The sequence below is a fragment of the Roseobacter sp. genome, assembly GCF_039970775.1.
In the GTDB taxonomy this organism is placed as follows: Bacteria; Pseudomonadota; Alphaproteobacteria; order Rhodobacterales; family Rhodobacteraceae; genus Roseobacter.
The window spans coordinates 23676-43075 of the sequence record NZ_JBDVLG010000005.1; the positions used below are offsets into that span (position 1 = coordinate 23676).

Sequence of the window (19400 nt, forward strand, 5' to 3'; positions counted from 1 at the left end):
TGGAAAGAGCGCAGATTGGTGGTAAGGTGACTGCCTACATGCACGCATATTACTTGACTAAAACAGTAGGGCGTAATAATACAACCCCGAATTTAGCGGCATCCAGCATTCGCCAGTCTCGCCAGCATTATCTTTTAGGCCGTCTCGCCCATTTGGGTTGAGACCAAAGGATGCGTCTTGGGAATGGCAGAGCCACAGAAAATCTCAAAAGGTGCGGCCCCTAGCCCGGCGGCCCCGTTTCGCGGCCTTGCGGCCATGCTTGTGGCGCGTGCCGGCGTCGATGGCGGCGCGACAGCCTATCAATTTATGTCGCCAACGTCGCCGGCCTGCGCGTGGACCTGGCAAGAGGTCTTCGCCCGCGCAGTGGGTGTGCGCGCCGAAATTTTGGCGATGGGTTTGCGACCCAAAGACCGTGTTTTGTTGATGTTTCCCGCAGGGTTGGACTTTGTCGCGGCGATGTTGGGGTGCTTTTGCGCAGAGGTTGTCGCGGTGCCGGTGTCTGCGCCGCGACGCAACGACAATGCGCGCTGGTTGGGCATTTACCGTGACGCGGGCGCGCGGGCGATCTTGGTCGCACCGTGCATCCAAAGCCAGGTGCGCCGCGTCGCGCAATCCGAAAACCTAGGGCCGTGCGAGGCCTTGGTGTCTGCGGACCCTACGCAATCTGTATTACCATCGTCAGGCGGTTTTGTGCCGCCGCGCATAGCACCCGACGACATTGCGTTTTTACAATACACGTCCGGATCCACCGGCGCGCCCAAGGGGGTTGTTGTGACCCACGCGATGGTGTCGGCCAATCTGGGGCAGATCGTCGAGGGGTTTGGCTATCGCCCGGATGATCATTTGCTCAGCTGGTTGCCGATGTACCACGATATGGGCCTGATCTCGAGCGTGCTGCTGCCGATTTACACGCGGATGCAGACGACACTGGTGGCTCCGGCGGCGTTTTTACGCGACCCGATGTGGTTTTTGGGGCTGGTCGGTCAGATCGGCGCGACGGTCTTGGGCGGGCCCAATTTTGCGTTTGATCAAATGGCACGGCGTGCCACGCCGGAAACGCTTGATTTATCATCGGTGCGGGTTGTTTTTTCAGGCGCCGAAGCCATCCGCCCAGACACAACACAGCGGTTTCTTGATGCGTTTGTGCCGTGCGGGTTGAAGGCATCCGCCTTCGTGGGGTGCTACGGCATGGCCGAAAGCACGGTGGGCGTTTGTGTGTCGCCCCCGGACGCGCCGCAGATCGACCTGCAAGAGGCCGCGTTTAACGCAGGTCTATTTGTGCCCGGCCCAGGGCGCAGGGTGGTGTCCAGCGGGGTGCCGTTGCGTGGGACGCAGGTGGCGATTGTGGATCCGCAAACCGGTGCGCGGATGCCAACCTCTCATGTCGGAGAGATCTGGGTAAAAGGCGCGCAGGTGTCGCCGGGATATTGGAACCGGCCCGACGCCAACGTGGATGTGTTTGACCAGTCCCTTGAGGGTCACGCCGGGTGGCTGCGCAGCGGCGATCTGGGCGCGTTGCATGACGGGCATTTGTTTGTCACCGGGCGGATCAAAGAGATGATCGTCATCCGGGGCGCGAACCATTTCCCCCACGACATTGAGGCCACGGTGGCCGCCGCCCACCCGCAGGTGCAACCTGGACGTGTGGCGGCCTACATGCACCATGACGCGGCGGGCGAAGGTGTTGGGCTGGCGTGTGAAGTAACCCGCGCGGCCTATCGCGCACCAGATATCAACGCGATGGTGCAGGCGATCAACGCCGCGCTGTCCGAGACCCACGGGCTGGCCCCCCGCCGCATTCGGTTTTTGCGCCCCACAAGCCTACCGATCACCCCAAGCGGTAAAATCCAACGCACCATATGCGCGCAGGATCTGCCCGGCGTTGTGGCCGATAGAGGGCCGCAACCCGTGCACATCGCAGCACCGTCAGAACCGCGCGGGCATGTGGCGCGCGCGTTGGCATCCGCCCCCCGCCCCGTGCGCCGGTCGCGGTTGTTGACCCATATATGTGACCAACTGGCCAACGCAACGGGGGCACAAACCAAGGTTGATCCGCAGGTTGGGTTCTTTGAACTGGGCGTTGATTCCGCAGGCAGTCTTACGTTGGTGGCGGCCCTTGAACATGCGTTGGATGTGCCTTTGGATGCCACGGTGATCTATGCGCACCCGACGCCTGCGTCGTTGTGTGACCACGTTATGGCGCTTTTGTCTGGGCCCATGCCTGCGCCTGAAAATCTGCCCACAGATGATGTTGCCGCGTTGCGGGCATTGTTGGGCACCCCCGTAAATTCCTAACGAAAGGCTTCTAGCGCCGTGGATACTTCTGACATCACCATGCCTGAAATGCTGTCATTGCTTGGGCAAGCGCGCAAAAAGATCGAGGATCTGCAATCGACGTCTGACCACAAAATTGCAGTTGTGGGTATGGCGGGGCGGCTGCCCGGTGCCGATGATCTTGAGGCGTTCTGGGAGCTGTTGGCCACGCGGCGTAGCGGCCTGCGCGCGGTCACCCCCACAGACATGGAAACCGCAGGCCGGGCACCGTCTGACATGGACGCACCCGGGTATGTGCCGGTTTGGGGTGGGCCTGATGGCTGCGACAGCTTTGATGCGGCGTTTTTCGGATATGCCCCGCGCCAAGCAGAGCTGATGGACCCGCAACAGCGCCTGTTCCTCGAAACCGCGTGGCATGCGCTGGACGACGCGGGCTATGGGGCGCCCCGGCCGGACACATGCGTGGGTGTGTACGCCGGTGCGTCCTTATCGAGCCATATTTTGCGCGCAGCCGGACGGGCCGACCCGTTTGATGCGGGGTTGGCAAATATCGGTGGGATGGTGGCGGCGCGCGCGTCGTTTCATCTGGATCTGAAGGGGCCCAGCATCGGGGTGCAAACCACGTGCTCGACGGCGCTGGTGGCGATTGATCAGGCGATGGATGGGTTGCGGCGCGGGGCCTGTGATGTGGCGCTGGCGGGGGCTGTGGCGGTTCATCAGGCGCGCGCTGAAGGGTATCAATACCACGCAGATGGCATCGTGTCGCCCGATGGGGCCTGCCGGCCGTTCGACGCCGCCGCACAGGGCACGGTTTTTGCCAATGGTGTCGGGGTTGTGGCGTTGAAACGTCTGGGCGACGCGCAACGGGATGGCGATACCATTTATGGCGTGTTGCTGGGGGCGGGCGTCAACAATGACGGCGCCGATAAGGTCGGGCTGACGGCGCCCAGTGTGTCGGGGCAATCTGCGGCAATCACAAAAGCATTGCAATCGTCAGGGGTGACGGCCCGCGATATCGATTATATCGAAGCGCATGGCACGGGCACCGCACTGGGCGACCCAATCGAGCTGACGGCGCTGAATGCGGCCTATGGTCCGGGGTTGGCGCAGGCGGGGCGCAGATGCGCCTTGGGGGCCGTAAAGGGCAACACCGGCCATCTGGATGCGGCGGCCGGTATGGCCGGTTTGTTCAAGATCCTGCTGGCGTTCCGGCATGGTCATCTGCCCGGCACCGCGCATTTCGAAACGGCTAACCCAAGGTGTGATTTCGGCGCTTTTGATATGATCGCAGAGGGGCGCGATTGGCCACATGACCCTGAGCGCCCGCGCTGCGCGGGGCTAAGCGCGTTTGGCATCGGTGGAACCAACGCGCATCTGATCATCGAAGAACCGCCCCGTATCGCCGCGCGCGTGGCCCCCGCCGCAATGCAGGTCTTGCCCCTGTCGGCCCATACGCCAGAGGCCCTTGATGCCCTGCGCGCCCGGTTGGCCGACATGATAGAAACAGGCGCGCCAGATCTTCAGGATGTCGCGATGACCCTGCAAGACGGGCGCAAACCGCTCAAACATCGTCATGTGATCGTCGCGCACACCGCGCAAGAGGCCATATCGCAATTGCGCAGCCCCTCGATTGTGCACGCCACGTCAATGGGCCCCCCGCCCGAGACCGTTTTCGTGTTTTCTGGCCAAGGCAGTCAACGTCCGGGCATGGCGCGGGACCTGTATGCGGGTTTACCGATGTTTCGTGACGCGTTGGACGGCTGTTTGGCGCATCTGCTGGATGCAGATCTGGTGCGCCGGGTGCTGTTGGACCCTGATGCGCCGGATGCCGCACAAATTCACCAAACGGCGGTTGGCCAACCGGCTTTGTTTGCGATGGAATACGCGCTGGCGCAGCATTGGATGGGTCTGGGCGTCGTACCACAGGCGATGATCGGTCATTCACTGGGCGAACTGACAGCTGCAGCCGTGGCGGGGGTGTTTGATCTGCGCGACGCCTGCGCGGTAGTGGCGGCGCGCGGCGCGTTGATGCAGGCGTGCGCGCCGGGGGCCATGTTGGCGGTCATGATGTCGGAACAAGAGGCCCGCAACAGCCTGCCCGACGGGGTCGAAATCGCCGCGGTGAATGGTCCGCGCAGCGTTGTCCTGTCGGGCCCGCACGCGGCTTTGGCCGAACTGGCGCAGTGGTTTGAACGCAGCGGCTTAGGATGTCAGGTGCTGCCAACCTCGCACGCGTTTCACAGTGCGACGATGACCCCGGCACAGGCCCCGTTTCGCGATGTTCTGCGCGGGGTGCACCTGAACGCGCCGATCCTTCCCATGATGTCGAATGTGACGGGGGATTGGTTGGGCGCGCAGGATGCCACCGACCCGTCGTACTGGGCGCGGCATCTGCGCGAACAGGTGCGTTTTGGCGAAGGGATCGGCCAGTTGGGCGAACTCACAGCGCCGATGTTGCTAGAAATCGGGCCAGGTGGCGGGTTGATCCGTCTGGCCCGCCAAACCCTGCGCGACAAAGGGCGCGGGGTGGCTTCGATGCCGGGGGGCGGCGTTGAAAACGGGCGGGCTGAAATTTTGACCGCAACGGGCGATCTTTGGGCCGCGGGCGTCCCGCTGGATTGGTCCGCGCTGCGCCATGGCGATGCCCGCCGGATTTCATTGCCGCCCTATCCGTTTGAACGCAGCCCGTTTTGGTTGTCGCCAACGGAGGCCACACCAGACCAAGCCGCGCCGTCTGACACACCCGAAGATTGGGTCTACCAACCGGTCTGGTCGCGCGTCCCGGTCCTTGCGGCAGGCACCGGACCTGACCTTGTTTTTGGGGCGGACCATCTGCAGGGCCCCTTCGGGCAAGACGCGATATTGGTGTCGCAAAACACAACGGGTGACTTTCAAGAAACGCCGCAAGGCTACGCCCTTGATCCGGCAAACCCGGCCCACTACGCGCAGCTTTTCGCGGCAGTGCAGGCGCGTGGCGTTGCGGTGCGCGATATTGCGGTTGCGTGGGGTCTTGGGGCGCAATCGTCGGGGCTGTTTGACGGCACGCTTGCGCTGGCCCGTGCGCTGGCATCCACCGACCTGCGGCCCAAAATTACGCTGTTGGGTACAGGCATGGAGGACGTCACGGGCAGTGAGGCCCTGTCGCCGGATGCCGCGATGGTGTTGGGCCTGCTGCCAGTGCTGTGTCAAGAACTGCCCGGCGTCAAAACCCGTGCGATTGATCTTGACGTTCACGATTTAGGCGACCTTGTCGCTGCCTTGTCGCTGCCTTGGTCAACGGGCCAGCGCTTTGCCCGGCGCGGCGGGCGTCTGTGGGCGTTGGGGCACAGGCAAACGCCGCTGCCCCCCGCGACCAACATGCGCGCGGCTGGGCCCATCCTGATCACCGGGGATTTGACCGAAGGCTTGGCGCTGGCCTTTGCGCGCGGCCTGCGTACGGCTTGGCAGGCCCCGCTGATTTTGGTCGGGCGCGGGCTGCCCAACCCCCAAGACTGGGAGGATTGGTACGCGGCAAACAGCGCCGACACCCCGACCGGCCAGATGATCGCCGCGTTGCGTGACATGGGCGAAGTCGGGCGCGATATACTGGTGATGCCCGCAGATATCAGCGACGCGGATGCCCTTGGTGCCGCCATCGCCAAGGCCGAGGCGCAACTGGGCGCGATATCGGGGGTGATCCACACGTCCGCGATGGGCGACGCGTTTCACCTGCCGCTGGCCGAGGCCGACGGCAAGGCCATTGCCCATATGATTGCCCATAAAAAGGCCAGCCTCACGGCCCTGCGCGCGGTCATCAGCACACGGACGCCTGCGTTTTGTCTGGTGCAATCGTCGCTGTCAGTCTTGGCCGGTGGTCACGGGTTTGCGGGCTATGTGGCGGCGAACGCATGGGTTGATGCCGCATGCGCTGATGCAAACCGCGCAGGCGGCACCGTTTGGCGGGGCGTGGCGTGGGATATGGCGGAAACGGGTTCCATGGGGCAGTCGGTGCACAGCATGTCCAAGTTGCGGGTCCTGAGCGGGGCAGAGGTGTGGCAGATCAGCGACGCGATTTTGGCGCAACCGGGTCTGGCGCAAGCGGTGGTTTGCCCGAGTGACCTTACCACACGGTTGCGTATGGCAATGACCCCGCAAACGGCCCCGACGCCAGCGCACCACACGCGCACCACCGCCTATATTGCACCGCGCGATAGCTACGAAAGCGCCGTGGCCGCCGCAATGTCAGACCTTCTGGGGGTGGCGGACGTTGGTGCCGAAGATAACTTCTTTGAGCTTGGCGGCCATTCGTTGCTGGCCATCCAAATCATCAACAAACTGCGGCGCCAATACCAGATCGAACTGCCCGTACGCACGCTGCTTTACGAAGCGCCAACAGCCGCGGGCATCGCCTCTGTCATCCGCACCAGTCTTGAGATCGCGCAAACCGAAACGGACACGCTCGAGACATTGCTTGATGCGCTGGATCGCACCCCAACACAAGAAACCGTGGGCTGAAGCCCCGCCTAATATATCGGATAAGCACATGAAATTCAGCCTCTTTTACTTTGATGGTGACGGTTCGCGTCGCAGCACAAACGCCTATGACCTGTTGATCGAAAGCGCCAAATTTGCCGACCAAAACGGGTTGCACGCGGTGTGGTTGCCCGAACGGCATTTCCACGCGTTTGGTGGCCTATACCCGTCGCCGTCCGTGATCGCATCGGCCTTGGCGATGGTGACCAAAAACGTGCAACTGCGGTCGGGGTCGCAGGTTTTGCCGTTGCAACACCCGGTGCGCGTGGCCGAGGAATGGTCGGTGGTTGATAACCTGTCGGGGGGGCGTGTGGGGATCGGCATCGCGTCGGGCTGGACGATGCAGGAATTTGTCTTGTCGCGCGAACCCTACGGTTATCGTCGCAGCCTGTTGTGGCAAAGTTACGAACAGGTGACACGTCTGTTTGCGGGCGAGGCTGTCGAATTCGAAGACATGGACGGCACGATCGTTGAGGCAAAAACCCTACCGCGACCGTTGCAGCCGCGCATCCCGTTTTGGGTCGCCAGTCAGTCGACGGAAACGTTTATCGAGGCGGGGCGGCGGGGCATCAATGTGCTGTGTTCGCTGCTGGGCGAAACGATCGAAGATCTGGCGCCCAAGATCAAAGCCTACCGCACCGCGCTGGACCAAAACGGCCATGACCCGGATGGCGGCAAGGTGACGTTGATGGTGCATACACTGCTGGACGGCGACCCAGAAATGGCCCGTACGAACGTGACCGAACCGTTCAAAGACTACCTGCGCACGCATTACCATCTGCTGGATGGGCTGGCCAAGGGCATGAAACTTGACGTGAAACTCGAAGACTTCAGCGATGCGGATCTTGAAAGCCTGCTGGACTTTGGGGTCGAAGGGTTCATGCAAGGCCGTGCCTTGATCGGCAGCCCGCAAACCTGTCAGTCGATGGTCGATGCGATTGCCGCTGCCGGTGTGGATGAGATCGCTTGTCTCATCGATTTTGTCCAAGACCCGGCGTTGGTTATGGGCGGCTTGCCCCAAATCGCCGAACTGGCCGCGACCAATGCGGTGGCCGCACCCGAACCGACGTTTGCCTGACCTGATGGAAGACCGCATTGCTGCATTGAAGGTGCGTGTCGCCGGGTTGTCGCCGGACCAACAGGCGGTGTTTCGCACCCAAATCGAGGCGGCGGGTATCGCGTGGGACCGCGTCGCGCCTGCGGCTGTGGCCGTGCCTGACCGTCTGCCATTGTCACCGGCGCAGATGCAGTTTTGGTTGATGCAAGCGGTGCACCCCGACAGCGCCGCGTTTTCCATTGCGTTTTGTTGGGATGTTGCAGGGGCGCTTGATATTGGCGCCCTCCGCGGCGCCCTGCAAGCGGTGATGGACCGGCACGCCCCCCTGTGCAGTGCCTTCCCCGACCAAGACGGTGTGCCGTGGCAAGCCATTGATGACACGATGGTTTTGCCGTTTTCGGTTTTGCCTGCAGATGACGATACAGATGCAGCCGAACGGGCGTTTGCTGCGCGTCCCTTTGACCTTGCGACGGGGCCAGTGTGGCGCGTGGCGCTGCATCCGGGTGGGCCGCAACGGTGCCGTATCTATTTTGCGTTCCATCATATCATCGCAGATGGATGGTCGCGCGGGGTGTTCTTGGCTGACCTCACGCATTGCTATCAAAAACTGCGGGACGGTCAGGCGCCAGACCTGCCGCCGTTGAACACAACATTTGCAGATCACGTGTTGGGGCAAGATGCATGGTGCAAAGGCGACGCGGCCGCCGACCAAACCGCGTTTTGGCACCGCGAGCTTGCAGATCTTGCGCCCCAAGATCTGGGGGGGCACACCACGCAGATGCACCGGCGCGCGGACACCACCGTGCATGAGATGTCGCATGCGGCTACCGCCGATATCAAACGGTTGGCGCAGGCCTTGGGGGTCACCCCGTTTATGGTGCTGTTGGCGGCGTTTCAGGTGTTGCTGCACCGTCAAACCGGCGGCGTGGATATCGCCGTTGGCACGCCCACGGCGGGGCGGTTGCGCGCGGGGTCGGATGCGGTGATCGGGCTCTTTATGAACACCTTGGTGTTGCGCAACCAGCTGTCGCCCCACATGCGGTTCTGCGACTGGGTCGACGTGGTGCGCGCGGGGCTCGCGCGGGCGTTTGAACACCAAGATCTGCCCTTTGCGCGGGTCGTCGAGACCGTGGGGGCAGACCGGGCTGCGGGGCAAAACCCGCTGTTTCAGTGCTTGTTTCAATTGCAATCAGGCTATGGTGCGCAAAACGGCGATACGGTTGATCTGGGCGATCCGGATGTGCGCATCACGCAGCATGTGGTACCCGTGCCCGAGGCCAAGTTTGACCTCAGTTGGCATATGGTGGCGCGCGATGATCGGTTTGTGATTGTGGCAGAATACCGGACTGCGGTGTTTGAGGCTGCGCGCATTGCGGATATGATCGCACAATTCGAAACCCTGCTGGCGCATGCGGTTGCCCGGCCAGAGGCATTGATTGAAACCCTAGATTTCGTACCCGCCGCCGTGACGCCCACGCTGATAGACCAGGGCCCTGCCTGTGTGGTCCCTGATCTGTGGTCGTTGATCGCGGCACAACAGGCCAATCCCCAACCTGCGATCACGGATTTGGCGTCGCACGAAACGCTTGATTACTGGGCGCTGTTGCAGGCTGCTAACACATTGGCCCGCCAACTGCGCGCCCGCCCTGAACTGCAAGACAAAGCGGCGCGCATGGCGATTTGCCTGCGCCGTGGGCCGGGCCTTGTGGTGGCGATGGTGGCGGCGCTTCAGGCGGGCATAGCCTATGTCCCACTGGACCCGGATCACCCCGAAACCCGGCGCGCCATGATCTTGGACAAGGCCGATGTCGCGTTGGTTTTATGCGACACGCCGTTTGACGCAACATGTCCAATGCTGGATCCGACGACGTTGGACCACACCGCACCACAGGCGGACCTTGGCGTGCCTGACCCTCATGGCTTGGCCTATCTGATCTTTACGTCTGGCAGCACCGGTGCCCCAAAAGGCGTGCCGATCACGCGCTATGCGTTGTCCAATCTGGTCGCATCTGTGCTCAAGACACCGGGCCTGCGCGGCGGCGACCGTCTGTTGGCGGTCACGACCGTAGCGTTTGATATTTCTGTGCTCGAAATTTTCGCCCCGCTGGCCTGTGGCGCAGGGGTTGTCTTGGCGGACCGCACTGTTTCAACGGACCCCGCCGCGCTTATTGCCGCGCTGGACACGCAAAACGTCACCCATATGCAAGCGACCCCAGCGACGTGGCGGTTGTTGGTCAATCATGGCTGGCAAGGCGCGCCGACACTGACGGCACTATGCGGCGGCGAGGCGCTTTCACATGATCTTGCGGCGGCTCTTTTGCCACGGGTTGGGGCCCTTTGGAACATGTACGGGCCGACCGAGACAACAATTTGGTCGGGCGCGTTGCGTCTGACCCCCGACCATCTGGCCCCCGATCATTTGACCCATGCCGATATCCCGTTTGGGGGTGCGCTGGCCAACACCACCCTGCATGTCGTCGATCAATATGGCAAGGTGCTGCCTGCCGATCTGCCCGGTGAATTGGCGATTGGCGGCGCGGGGCTAAGCCCCGGGTATTGGCGCAATACGACCCTGACGGCAGCGCGGTTCCCCACGCTTGGGGGCGCGCGGATGTATCTGACCGGGGACAGGGCCGCGCGCAACCGCGATGGCACGTTCCGGTTTTTGGGGCGGTTGGACGACCAGATCAAACTAAACGGCCACCGTATTGAGCCCGCCGAAATTGAGACCCTTTTGACGCAACTTCCTGGCATATCGCAGGCGCTTGTCACGCCCTTTGACAACCGGCTCGTGGCCTATGTATCGGGTGTGCACCAAGAGGCTCAGATCCTGCGCGCAACGTTGGCCGTGGATCTGCCCGGCTATATGATCCCGGCCAGTTTTGTCTGGCTCGACGTCTTCCCCCTAAACCCAAATGGCAAAATCGACCGGGCGCGGTTGCCCAAACCTGATGCGCCAAAACATGTGTATAGTGCCCCGGAAACGCAGACCGAAACCCAGTTGCAGGCCATTTGGGCGGGTGTTCTGGCGCAGGATAACATCAGCATTGATGCGAATTTCTTTGATCTTGGCGGCACTTCAGTGAGTGCTATGCAGATTGCCTCACGGGCGCGTAGCGAAGGGTTGGACTTGCAGCCCACCATGCTGTTTGAACACCAAACCATCCGCGCGCAGGCCGCAGTGTGCCAGCCTGCTGCGCCAACAGACGCGCCTATGAGTGTGTGGCAAGCCAATGGTGCGGTAGGCGCCTGGTCGTTGCGTCTCCCCCTGCCAGAATGCGGTGCCGATGCGGTGCCCGCGGCGCTTGAGCGGTTGACGCAATTGCATCCGGCGCTTGGGTTGGACCGGGACGGGCAGCGATGGGTGCCGCGCGCGCAAAGCACCCATTGGGCCGTGCGGCAGGTTGGGGATCATGTCGAAATGACCGTAGACGCCGCGCTGTTAGATACCGCATCGGTGGCATTGGTCGTGCGCGATCTTGCGGTGCTTTTGGCAGGCGCGACGCCTCAAGCTACGGAGCCCAGCGAGTATATGCAGTGGTTGCAAACACCTACGCCTGTGGATGCTTGCACCCTGCATCCCTTGCGTCATGATGGGGGTGGGGGCGTGAGGGCGCCCGTGCATCAACAGGTTCAAACCACAGATCTGCGGACAGCCGCGGGTGCGGGCCCAGACGCACCAAAACGGTTGCTCGCGGCGGCGATATTGCGGGTTCTGGCGCAATGGCAACAGGGCGCTAGCGATGTGGTTCTGATCGAGGAACCTGCGATGGCCAGTGCGGGCCAATTTACCCGCGCGGTGCCTTTGACGTTGCCCAAACCGGGCGACCATGATGCGGCAATGGGTGCCGTGCACGCGGCGTTGTCGTCGGCACCGGGGCAGGGCGTTGACCCTTGCGACCTGCCGGAGGGGCTTGCGGTTTTGTCGTGGCGCGACGTGCCGGTGATCGACGGGACATGGCACCAAACACCACCTCTGCCGACCCTGCGCGGTGCCGCCCTGACGGTGCGTGTCACCCAGACGGCGGGCCGCGTTGCAATGTGCTGGGACCACGACCCAAGCGTGTTGCGCGGGGAAACGGTATCGCGGCTGGCCGCCAAGGTCCTGAGTGAAATCACCCGCCCGCCTGTCGCGCGGTCGGGCAGCAAGCTCGATAAACTGCGATCACAGCTATTGACCAAAGGAGACGTCGCATGACCGACATTCTGGATGTTTTCGAAATGACGCCGGTGCAGGCGGGCATGCTGTTTCAAACGCTGTATGACCCGTCTGGGGCCAGCTATGTGCAACAATATTGGGGCCGGTTGCACGGCGCGCTGGACAGCGAGACGTTTCGCGCGGCCTGGCATGATGTGATCGCGCGCCATGATATGTTGCGCGCGCAGTGCCATTGGGACAGCCTTGATCATCCGGCGTTTGCCATCCACGCGCAGGTGCATCCGGACTGGCAGGTGCATGATTGGTCGGCAGAACCGGGCAGGGATTTGACCCAGTGGTTGGCACAGGACCGCGCGATTGGGTTTGACATGAATGCCGTGCCGCTGATGCGGTTCGCGTTGATCCGGCTGGATGCGCAGACGCATATTTTCGTTTGGACGTTCCACCATATTCTGTTGGACGGCTGGTGCAGTGCGCTGGTTGTACGCGATGTATTGGCGGCGATGGCAGGGGCCCCCCAACGCGCCGTGCCGCCCCCGTTTCGCACCTATCTTGAGTGGCGCGAGACCCGCGATGTAGTCGCCGCGCAAACCTACTGGACGCAAGCGTTGACCGGCCTCGAAGGCCCCACCCCCTTGGGGGTTGACCGTGCCGCGACCGGGGCAACAGGCACGCGCGATCACCGCGTACAGCTAAATGCGCCGCTGACCCAAACGCTTGAGGCGCTATGCAAACAGCACCGGTTGACCTTGGCGACTATGCTGCAAGGCGTTTGGGGGCTGGTGCTCTCGCGCTATTCGGGGCAGAGGCGTGTTACATTCGGGACGGTACTGTCGGGCCGCCCGGCGGATTTGCCCGGCGCAGAGACGATGGTCGGGCTGTTTCTGAACACGGTGCCCGTGACGCTGGATGTGGCCGATGACTGTGACATCATCGCGTGGTTTGCGGGTATTCAACGCGATCAGATCGCGCGTGAAACCTACGGTCATGCGGCGCTGTCAGACATTCAGAAATGGGCGGGGTTGGATGGAAACACGCCGCTGTTTGAAAGCTTGCTGATCGTTGAAAACTACCCAGACAACATACAATCCACCATCAAACGAGACGGTAACCTGTTGGAATTGATGGAAACGGGCTTGTTTGAACAAACCAATTTCCCGCTTGTTTTAAAGGTGTTACCGGGCGCGCAGATTGAGATATGCCTGACCGCAGATCGCGCGCGGATCCCCGATGACGCGTTGGATGCTTTGGCGGATCATTTGCAGGCGGTGCTGGCGCAGATTGTTCGCGCTGCGCCCACCCGTCTGGGCGCATTGGATCTGTTGGATGCAACCGCGCAGGCGGATCTGGGTGCGATGGGTCAAGGGCCCGTTGTCACCGTGAACCACACCGTGCTGGACATGCTGTTGCCCCGACAAGGCGACGATCTGGCCGTGTGCACCCCGGATGGCGCTGCGTTGTCATATGGCGCGTTGATGGCCCGCGCCGCCCAGATTGGTGCAACTCTTTGGGCGCAGGGCGTGCGGCACGGGGATATCGTCGCGATCTGCCAAGACCGAACGTCAGATTTGCTGGCGTCTTTGATCGCTGTGTGGCGGTGCGGGGCCGCGTATCTGCCGCTTGACCCGATCTACCCGGCGGACCGTATCGCGTATATTCTCGGCGACGCAGGTGCCGCCTTGGTGCTCACAGATGCCGTGGGGCAGCGCGCGCTTGACCCGCAGCTGCCTATTCCTACCCTCATGGTGGCGTCTTGCACGGGCAAGGGTCCGTTGCCTGACCATGTCGCACCAACCGACATCGCCTATGTGCTTTATACGTCGGGCAGCACAGGGCGGCCCAAAGGGGTCCCTATTTCGCATCGCGCATTGGCGAATTTTCTGGGGTCGATGGTGCGCGCGCCGGGGCTTGGGGCGCAAGACAGGCTGCTTGCGGTCACGACCGTTGCGTTTGATATCGCAGCGCTGGAACTCTTTGGCCCGTTGGTGGCAGGCGGTACCGTCGTGATTGCACCCAGCGGGGCGGCGATTGATGGCAAGGGTCTGGCCCACATGCTGGACACCTACGATATCACCGTCAAACAGGCGACCCCAGCAGGGTGGCGCGTGCTACGTGACAGCGGCTGGGCCGGGCGGCGCGGGCTAAAGATGCTGTCGGGCGGAGAGGCCTTGGACAGTGCGCTGGCCAAGGATTTATTATCGTTGGGGGGCGCATTATGGAACCTATACGGCCCCACCGAAACCACGATTTGGTCGGGCGCGTTGCAGGTCACAGCCGCCCTGCTGGATGGTGCCAAAGTGCCGGTTGGCGGCCCGTTGGACAACACCACATTCATGCTGCGCGATCCATCAGGGCGCGTGGTACCGCGCGGCGTTCCGGGCGAATTATGCATCGGTGGTTTGGGGCTAAGCCCCGGCTATCTGGGCCGCCCTGACCTGACCGCGCGCCAGTTCGTGCACGACGGCGCCGCGCGGTATTATCGCACCGGCGATCAGATGCGCATGACGGCAGTGGGCACATTGGAATTTCTGGGCCGCTTGGACGACCAGATCAAATTACGCGGTTACCGGATCGAGCTGGGCGAGATCGAAAAACACCTCGAGGACTTGCCTGACATCACCCAAGCGGTTGTTGTCGTCCGTGGGCAGGGCAACGCCGCGCAACTGGTGGCCTATCTGCGCGGCGATGGTGCGCAGGTGGCGACCTCAGAGCGGCGCAAATCCTTGGCCGGGGCCCTGCCTGCCTATATGATCCCATCGGTTTTTGTCGCCGTAGATGCCTTTCCCATGACCCCGAATGGCAAAATCGACCGCAAGGCGCTGCCTGCCCCGGACACACCCAACACCGCAGGCCCCGTTGATCTGACGGAACAAGACGCGCTGATCGCGGTTATCTGGGCCGACACCTTGGGGGTTGCCGGGATCACCGCACAGGATGATTTCTTTGCGCTTGGCGGGCATTCATTGTCGGCCTTGCGGGTCATCAGCGAGGTGCGGCGTCTGCTGGACGTTGATTTGTCGTTGCGGGTGCTGTTTGACGCGCCGCAATTCGGCGCATTTTGCACGGTGGTGGCACATTCAGACCGCACGCGCAGCCTGCCAGCTGTGATCGCATCGCCCACGCCTGCGATTTCTGCGGCCCAAACCAGGGTGTGGTTGATGGCGCGCTTGCAGCCCGAACAATCGGCCTATCATCTGTCGCTTAGCCTGCGTCTGTCGGGCCCGCTGAACCGCGACGCATTGGAACGTGCGATTGCTGCGGTGGCGGCCCGACACAGCGTGTTGCGCACGCATTTCCCGGCCCTCGATGGTCTTGCCAGCGTCGAAATACGCCCCGATTATACGCCCCCCCTGCAAGACACCGACCTGAGCACCACGCCCAAGGCCCAACAACACGCGCAGTTGAATGCCGTCCGCCACCAAGAAACCGCGCGACCCTTTGAATTGGAACGCCAACCACCGTGGCGTGTCCGGTTGGTGAAATGCGCCGCCGAAGACCACGTGTTGGTCCTGACGCTGCACCATATCTTGGCTGATGAATGGTCGTTTGGCCTGATGCTGGCCGATCTGGAAAACACCTACCGTGGCGATACACCCGCCCCCGCGCCGCCTGTGCAATATAGTGATTTCGCGCATTGGCAGGACGCACTGGATCTGAGCACCCAGCGCAGCTATTGGGCCGGGCAATTGGCGCAGGCGCCCGCTTTGATCACCCTTCCAACGGACCGCGCGCGCCCCGATATCCGCACAAACGACGCGGGGCAGGTGCAGATTTCGGTCGCTCCCGCCCAATCCAAGGCCCTAGACCGTTTGTTTCGCCAAAACGGGGTGACCCCGTTCATGGGGCTGCTGGCGGCCTATGCGGTGTTCTTGCACCGTCATAGTGGCGATACCGATTTGATCATCGGCACCCCGGTGACAAACCGCCAACTATCTGAATTTCACGATGTGGTCGGGCTTTTTGTGAATACGCTGGCCATGCGGATTCGGCCTGACCCGGCGGCGGCATTTAGCGCGGTTTTGGCCCATGTCCGCGATACGGTTTTAGCCGGGCATGCGCATCAGGATCTTCCGTTTGAAACGGTGATCGATATGGTGAAACCCCCACGCAGCGAGGCCCACGCGCCACTGGTTCAAACGTTCTTTTCCATGGCATCAGCCCCCCGCGCGGGCACCTTGGGCGATAAACTGTCATGGCAGGCGTTACCGTCGGCGACCCAACACGCGCGCTTTGATCTTGCATTGGAGATGTTCCAAACTGAACACGGTTTGAGGGGGCATTTTACATTCGCCCGCGACCTGTTCGATGAGGCCCGTGTCCAAGACTTGGCAGCCCGGTTTGAGACGTTGTTAACCGGCCTGTGCGAGGCAGAAGACACCCCACTGTGTGACGTGCCGCTGTTAAGTCCAACGGACCGTAATGTAGTGCATCCGCCCGTGACACATCCGGTGTCAACAAGCCCAAACGGCGGCGTGATCACCTTTGTCGCGCCCACCCCCGGCGTGCCGGTTTTTGACAGTAGGGTGCAGGATCATCTGGGCCAGATTGCCGCCGGGTTCACCGTATATTCGAGCATTCAAACCGGGTGCAAACAGGGGACGGTTGGCGCCGTTTTGGCGCAATCCATTGGCGATGCAACTGGTCTGCCCTGCACGTGGGATGGGCCAGAAAACGGCATTTTGATTGACCAAACCACGCGCGTGACCCTCGGAGACATCAGCGACCCGCGTGCCAATTTGGTGTCGATTCCGGAATTGCTCTGCGCGTTTGTGCGTCGCGGTGGTGGGTTGATGCCCGCGCCGGGCGTGAGAGCGATTATTTTAGGGCCGAAAGGCGCCCTTTTACCACCGGGGATGCCGGGGCGTTTGGCTGTGGGCGGGGCGGGTCTTGCGCGGGGGTATCTGAATGATCCCGGTGCCACAGCTGTGCGGTTTCAACCCAATACATGGGCCGATCCACATGAATTAGACGCTGCTGAAACGTGCCTTTTTGTGACAGATCACATTGCGCGACTGAACCCAGATGGGACCATTGTTTTATGTGATCCACCGCAGCCTGTGCCGCGTTTAGCCGCATCCGATACACCCGCGCCTGATGCGCGCAAAGAAGGCGCATATGTCGCGCCGATGGGGCACACCGAACGTCAGCTGGCGACCTTGTGGGCGGATGTGTTGGGGGCGGCTCCGGGCCGGGATGATACGTTTTTCGAACGGGGGGGCGATTCCATTCGCGCAGTGCAAATTGCATCGCGTGCGGCGGATGTTGGGCTTGTGTTCGACCCGCGTGACTTGTTTCGCTATCCGTCGATCGCAGCGTTAGCGCCCCATGTGCGGGCTGTTGAAGACCCGTCCCAAGATGCGATGCCCGATGACATGAATATCGATTTAGATGCCCTGTCGGATTTGGTCAGTTTTGACGAAGAGTGACCCCACCAACCGGTCGCTGTTCCAGCTGAGCTATCCGTTGTTCTTGCAGTCGTTGGTGATGTTCACCGTGATGGCCGCCGAGATGATGATCTGGAGCGCGCACGCCCCCCAAACCGCTGCCAGCCTTAGCATTGCGGGGTTGGTATTTCGCGTGGCCATGGAACTCTCAGCCGTGATGGGCATTGGCGCGGTCATCTTGATCACGCAACATTTGGGGCGCGGGGACGGCGCAGCCGCACGTCTGACCGCAGAGGTCGCATGCATGGCGAACCTTGTGTTGGGCGCTGTGCTCAGCGTGGCGATGGTGCTGGTTGGGCCGGTCCTTTTGCGCGCCATGCCGTTGGATCCGGGGCTGGAGGCAGGCGCGCTTGACTACCTTATGATCTCGGCGGGCGGTCTGTTGTTTTTGTGTTTTGGCAATACCGCCGTTGCCTGTTTGCGCGGCTATGGGCGCAGCGAAATTGTGATGGTTTTGGGGGCTTTTGGCGCGGTGTTGTATCTGGCACTGGGGTATATGTTTGTGATCGGACCGGGCCGCTTGCCCGCTTTGGGCGCGCAGGGCGCCGGGGTCGCAAACCTCAGCACACGGGTGCTCTTTGCGGTCGTGTTGGCCTGTGTGGTGACGTCTGTTTTGGGCCTAAAGCTGGTCGCGTCGCGGGTGATGGAACATGGCGCGATGATACGCCAAATGACCCGGTTGGCCTTGCCCAGTGTGTCTGATTTTATCGCCTATAGCTTTTACCAGATCGTGTTGGTTAGCGTTATCGCAACGCAGGGTGAATTGCCGGTTTTGGCGCGCGCCTATGTGATGATCGCGATGTCATTTTTGACCCTCGTGATCATGGCCGTTACCCAAGGCACTGAGGTTCTGATCGGATACCGCTTGGGGGCCAAACGGTTTGGCGATGTGTTCGATATTGGCGTGCAATCGGCGTGGGTCACGGCGGGGTTGGCAATGGGGTGCGCGGGGCTGATCTACCTTGGGTCCGATCTCTTTATCGGTTTGTTTACGGACGACCCAAAAGTCGTGGCCCTGTGCAAGCAACTGCTGTGGCTGACGATCTTTCTGCAACCTTGTTTTGCGGTGAATATGGTGCTGTTTCATGCCCTCCGCGCGATCGAAGATGTACGGTGGCCGGTGCTGGTGAGCCAAACCTTGAGCTGGGGTGTGGGGTTGCCTTTGGCATGGTGGCTTTGCGCGCCGTTGGGGTTTGGGGTGGTCGGTGTTTGGTGGGCGTTTCTTGCTGAAGAATTCATCAAGGCGGTCGCCATGGGGTGGCGGTGGTCACACCAACGCGCGGCCATCGCGCAGCGCACCCGATGACACGCGTTGTCTCACGCAAACCGTGGATCACATGCGCCGGGCTGGCCTGGCGGTGGTGCCATTTTGACGCCTCAACGCAACCTGATCTGCACTACGCATCCTCGGGTGGGGTCGTTCGTGTCGCGCTACCCGCTGACCTGAATGCTGCCGTCCCAAAACGGCGCGGCGAATTTCTGGCGGGGCGTTTATGTGCCACCTTGGCCTTGCGCGATGCGGGCTGCGCAGGCGCCGTCGGGCGGGCCGGGCGTGCACCGGTTTGGCCCCATGGTTGGGCGGGGTCGATTTCTCATGCGGGCGATCTTGCCATGGCTGTCGTCAGCAAGAACCACGCGCGGGTCGGGGTGGATTGCGAAGCGGTGTTTTGCGACGACGTGATGCAGCAGGTCGCTGATGTGGTGCTTCACCCCGCCGAATACGCCGCCCGCCCCAATGACATGGGCTTGCGACACTTTGCGACCCTCGCGTTTTCGGCAAAAGAGGCCGCGTTCAAGGCGCTGTCTGCAGATCTGCCCGACATCCCTGACTTCAAAGAGGCATCTGTGTCAGATGTCGGTGCGCACCATATCACCTTGCGGTTTCGCGATCATGTCATCCCGGTTCAGTGCACGAGCCATCAGGCGCGTGTCGTCACGCTGGTCACGCGCTGAG

At 62.0% G+C, this 19400-nt stretch carries 7 protein-coding genes; all 7 read left to right on the plus strand.

Annotated features, from left to right (window positions below; translation table 11 throughout):
- Positions 1–183 precede the first annotated feature (183 nt).
- Genes ABJH13_RS00935 through ABJH13_RS00965 form a run of 7 tightly spaced genes read left to right on the plus strand, consistent with a single transcriptional unit; the run spans position 184 to position 19399 of the window.
- Positions 184–2295 carry an AMP-binding protein gene (locus ABJH13_RS00935; RefSeq protein WP_348404334.1) on the plus strand — a complete coding sequence of 704 codons (2112 nt, stop codon included), beginning with the start codon at positions 184–186 and terminating at the stop codon, positions 2293–2295.
- An 18-nt stretch (positions 2296–2313) separates the two neighbouring features.
- Complete coding sequence (locus tag ABJH13_RS00940; RefSeq protein WP_348404335.1) at positions 2314–6768, plus strand: beta-ketoacyl synthase N-terminal-like domain-containing protein; 4455 nt, start codon at positions 2314–2316, stop codon at positions 6766–6768.
- Between the two features lie 28 nt (positions 6769–6796).
- Positions 6797–7864 (plus strand): LLM class flavin-dependent oxidoreductase, encoded by a 1068-nt coding sequence (locus tag ABJH13_RS00945; RefSeq protein WP_348404336.1) that lies wholly within the window; start codon positions 6797–6799, stop codon positions 7862–7864.
- The gene (locus ABJH13_RS00950; protein ID WP_348404337.1) at positions 7830–12041 is read left to right on the plus strand and encodes an amino acid adenylation domain-containing protein; all 4212 of its coding nucleotides are present in this window, start codon (positions 7830–7832) and stop codon (positions 12039–12041) included. Before ABJH13_RS00945 ends, ABJH13_RS00950 begins: the two co-directional genes overlap by 35 nt.
- Positions 12038–17428, plus strand: coding sequence for an amino acid adenylation domain-containing protein (locus ABJH13_RS00955; RefSeq protein ID WP_348404338.1), 5391 nt, complete (start codon positions 12038–12040; stop codon positions 17426–17428). Before ABJH13_RS00950 ends, ABJH13_RS00955 begins: the two co-directional genes overlap by 4 nt.
- Positions 17415–18752: an MATE family efflux transporter gene (locus tag ABJH13_RS00960; RefSeq protein WP_348404339.1), complete on the plus strand. Its 1338-nt coding sequence runs from the start codon at positions 17415–17417 to the stop codon at positions 18750–18752. Before ABJH13_RS00955 ends, ABJH13_RS00960 begins: the two co-directional genes overlap by 14 nt.
- On the plus strand, positions 18749–19399 hold the full coding sequence (locus ABJH13_RS00965) for a 4'-phosphopantetheinyl transferase superfamily protein (protein WP_348404340.1): 651 nt from the start codon (positions 18749–18751) through the stop codon (positions 19397–19399). The genes ABJH13_RS00960 and ABJH13_RS00965 overlap by 4 nt, the downstream gene beginning before the upstream one ends.
- Position 19400: the final 1 nt, after the last annotated feature.

Excerpts from the sequence above, each read along its gene's own strand:
- ABJH13_RS00935 (WP_348404334.1), top strand. The coding sequence starts at position 184 with ATGGCAGAGCCACAGAAAATCTCAAAAGGTGCGGCCCCTAGCCCGGCG.
- ABJH13_RS00945 (WP_348404336.1), top strand. The coding sequence starts at position 6,797 with ATGAAATTCAGCCTCTTTTACTTTGATGGTGACGGTTCGCGTCGCAGC.
- ABJH13_RS00950 (WP_348404337.1), top strand. The coding sequence starts at position 7,830 with ATGCGGTGGCCGCACCCGAACCGACGTTTGCCTGACCTGATGGAAGAC.
- ABJH13_RS00955 (WP_348404338.1), top strand. The coding sequence starts at position 12,038 with ATGACCGACATTCTGGATGTTTTCGAAATGACGCCGGTGCAGGCGGGC.
- ABJH13_RS00965 (WP_348404340.1), top strand. The coding sequence starts at position 18,749 with ATGACACGCGTTGTCTCACGCAAACCGTGGATCACATGCGCCGGGCTG.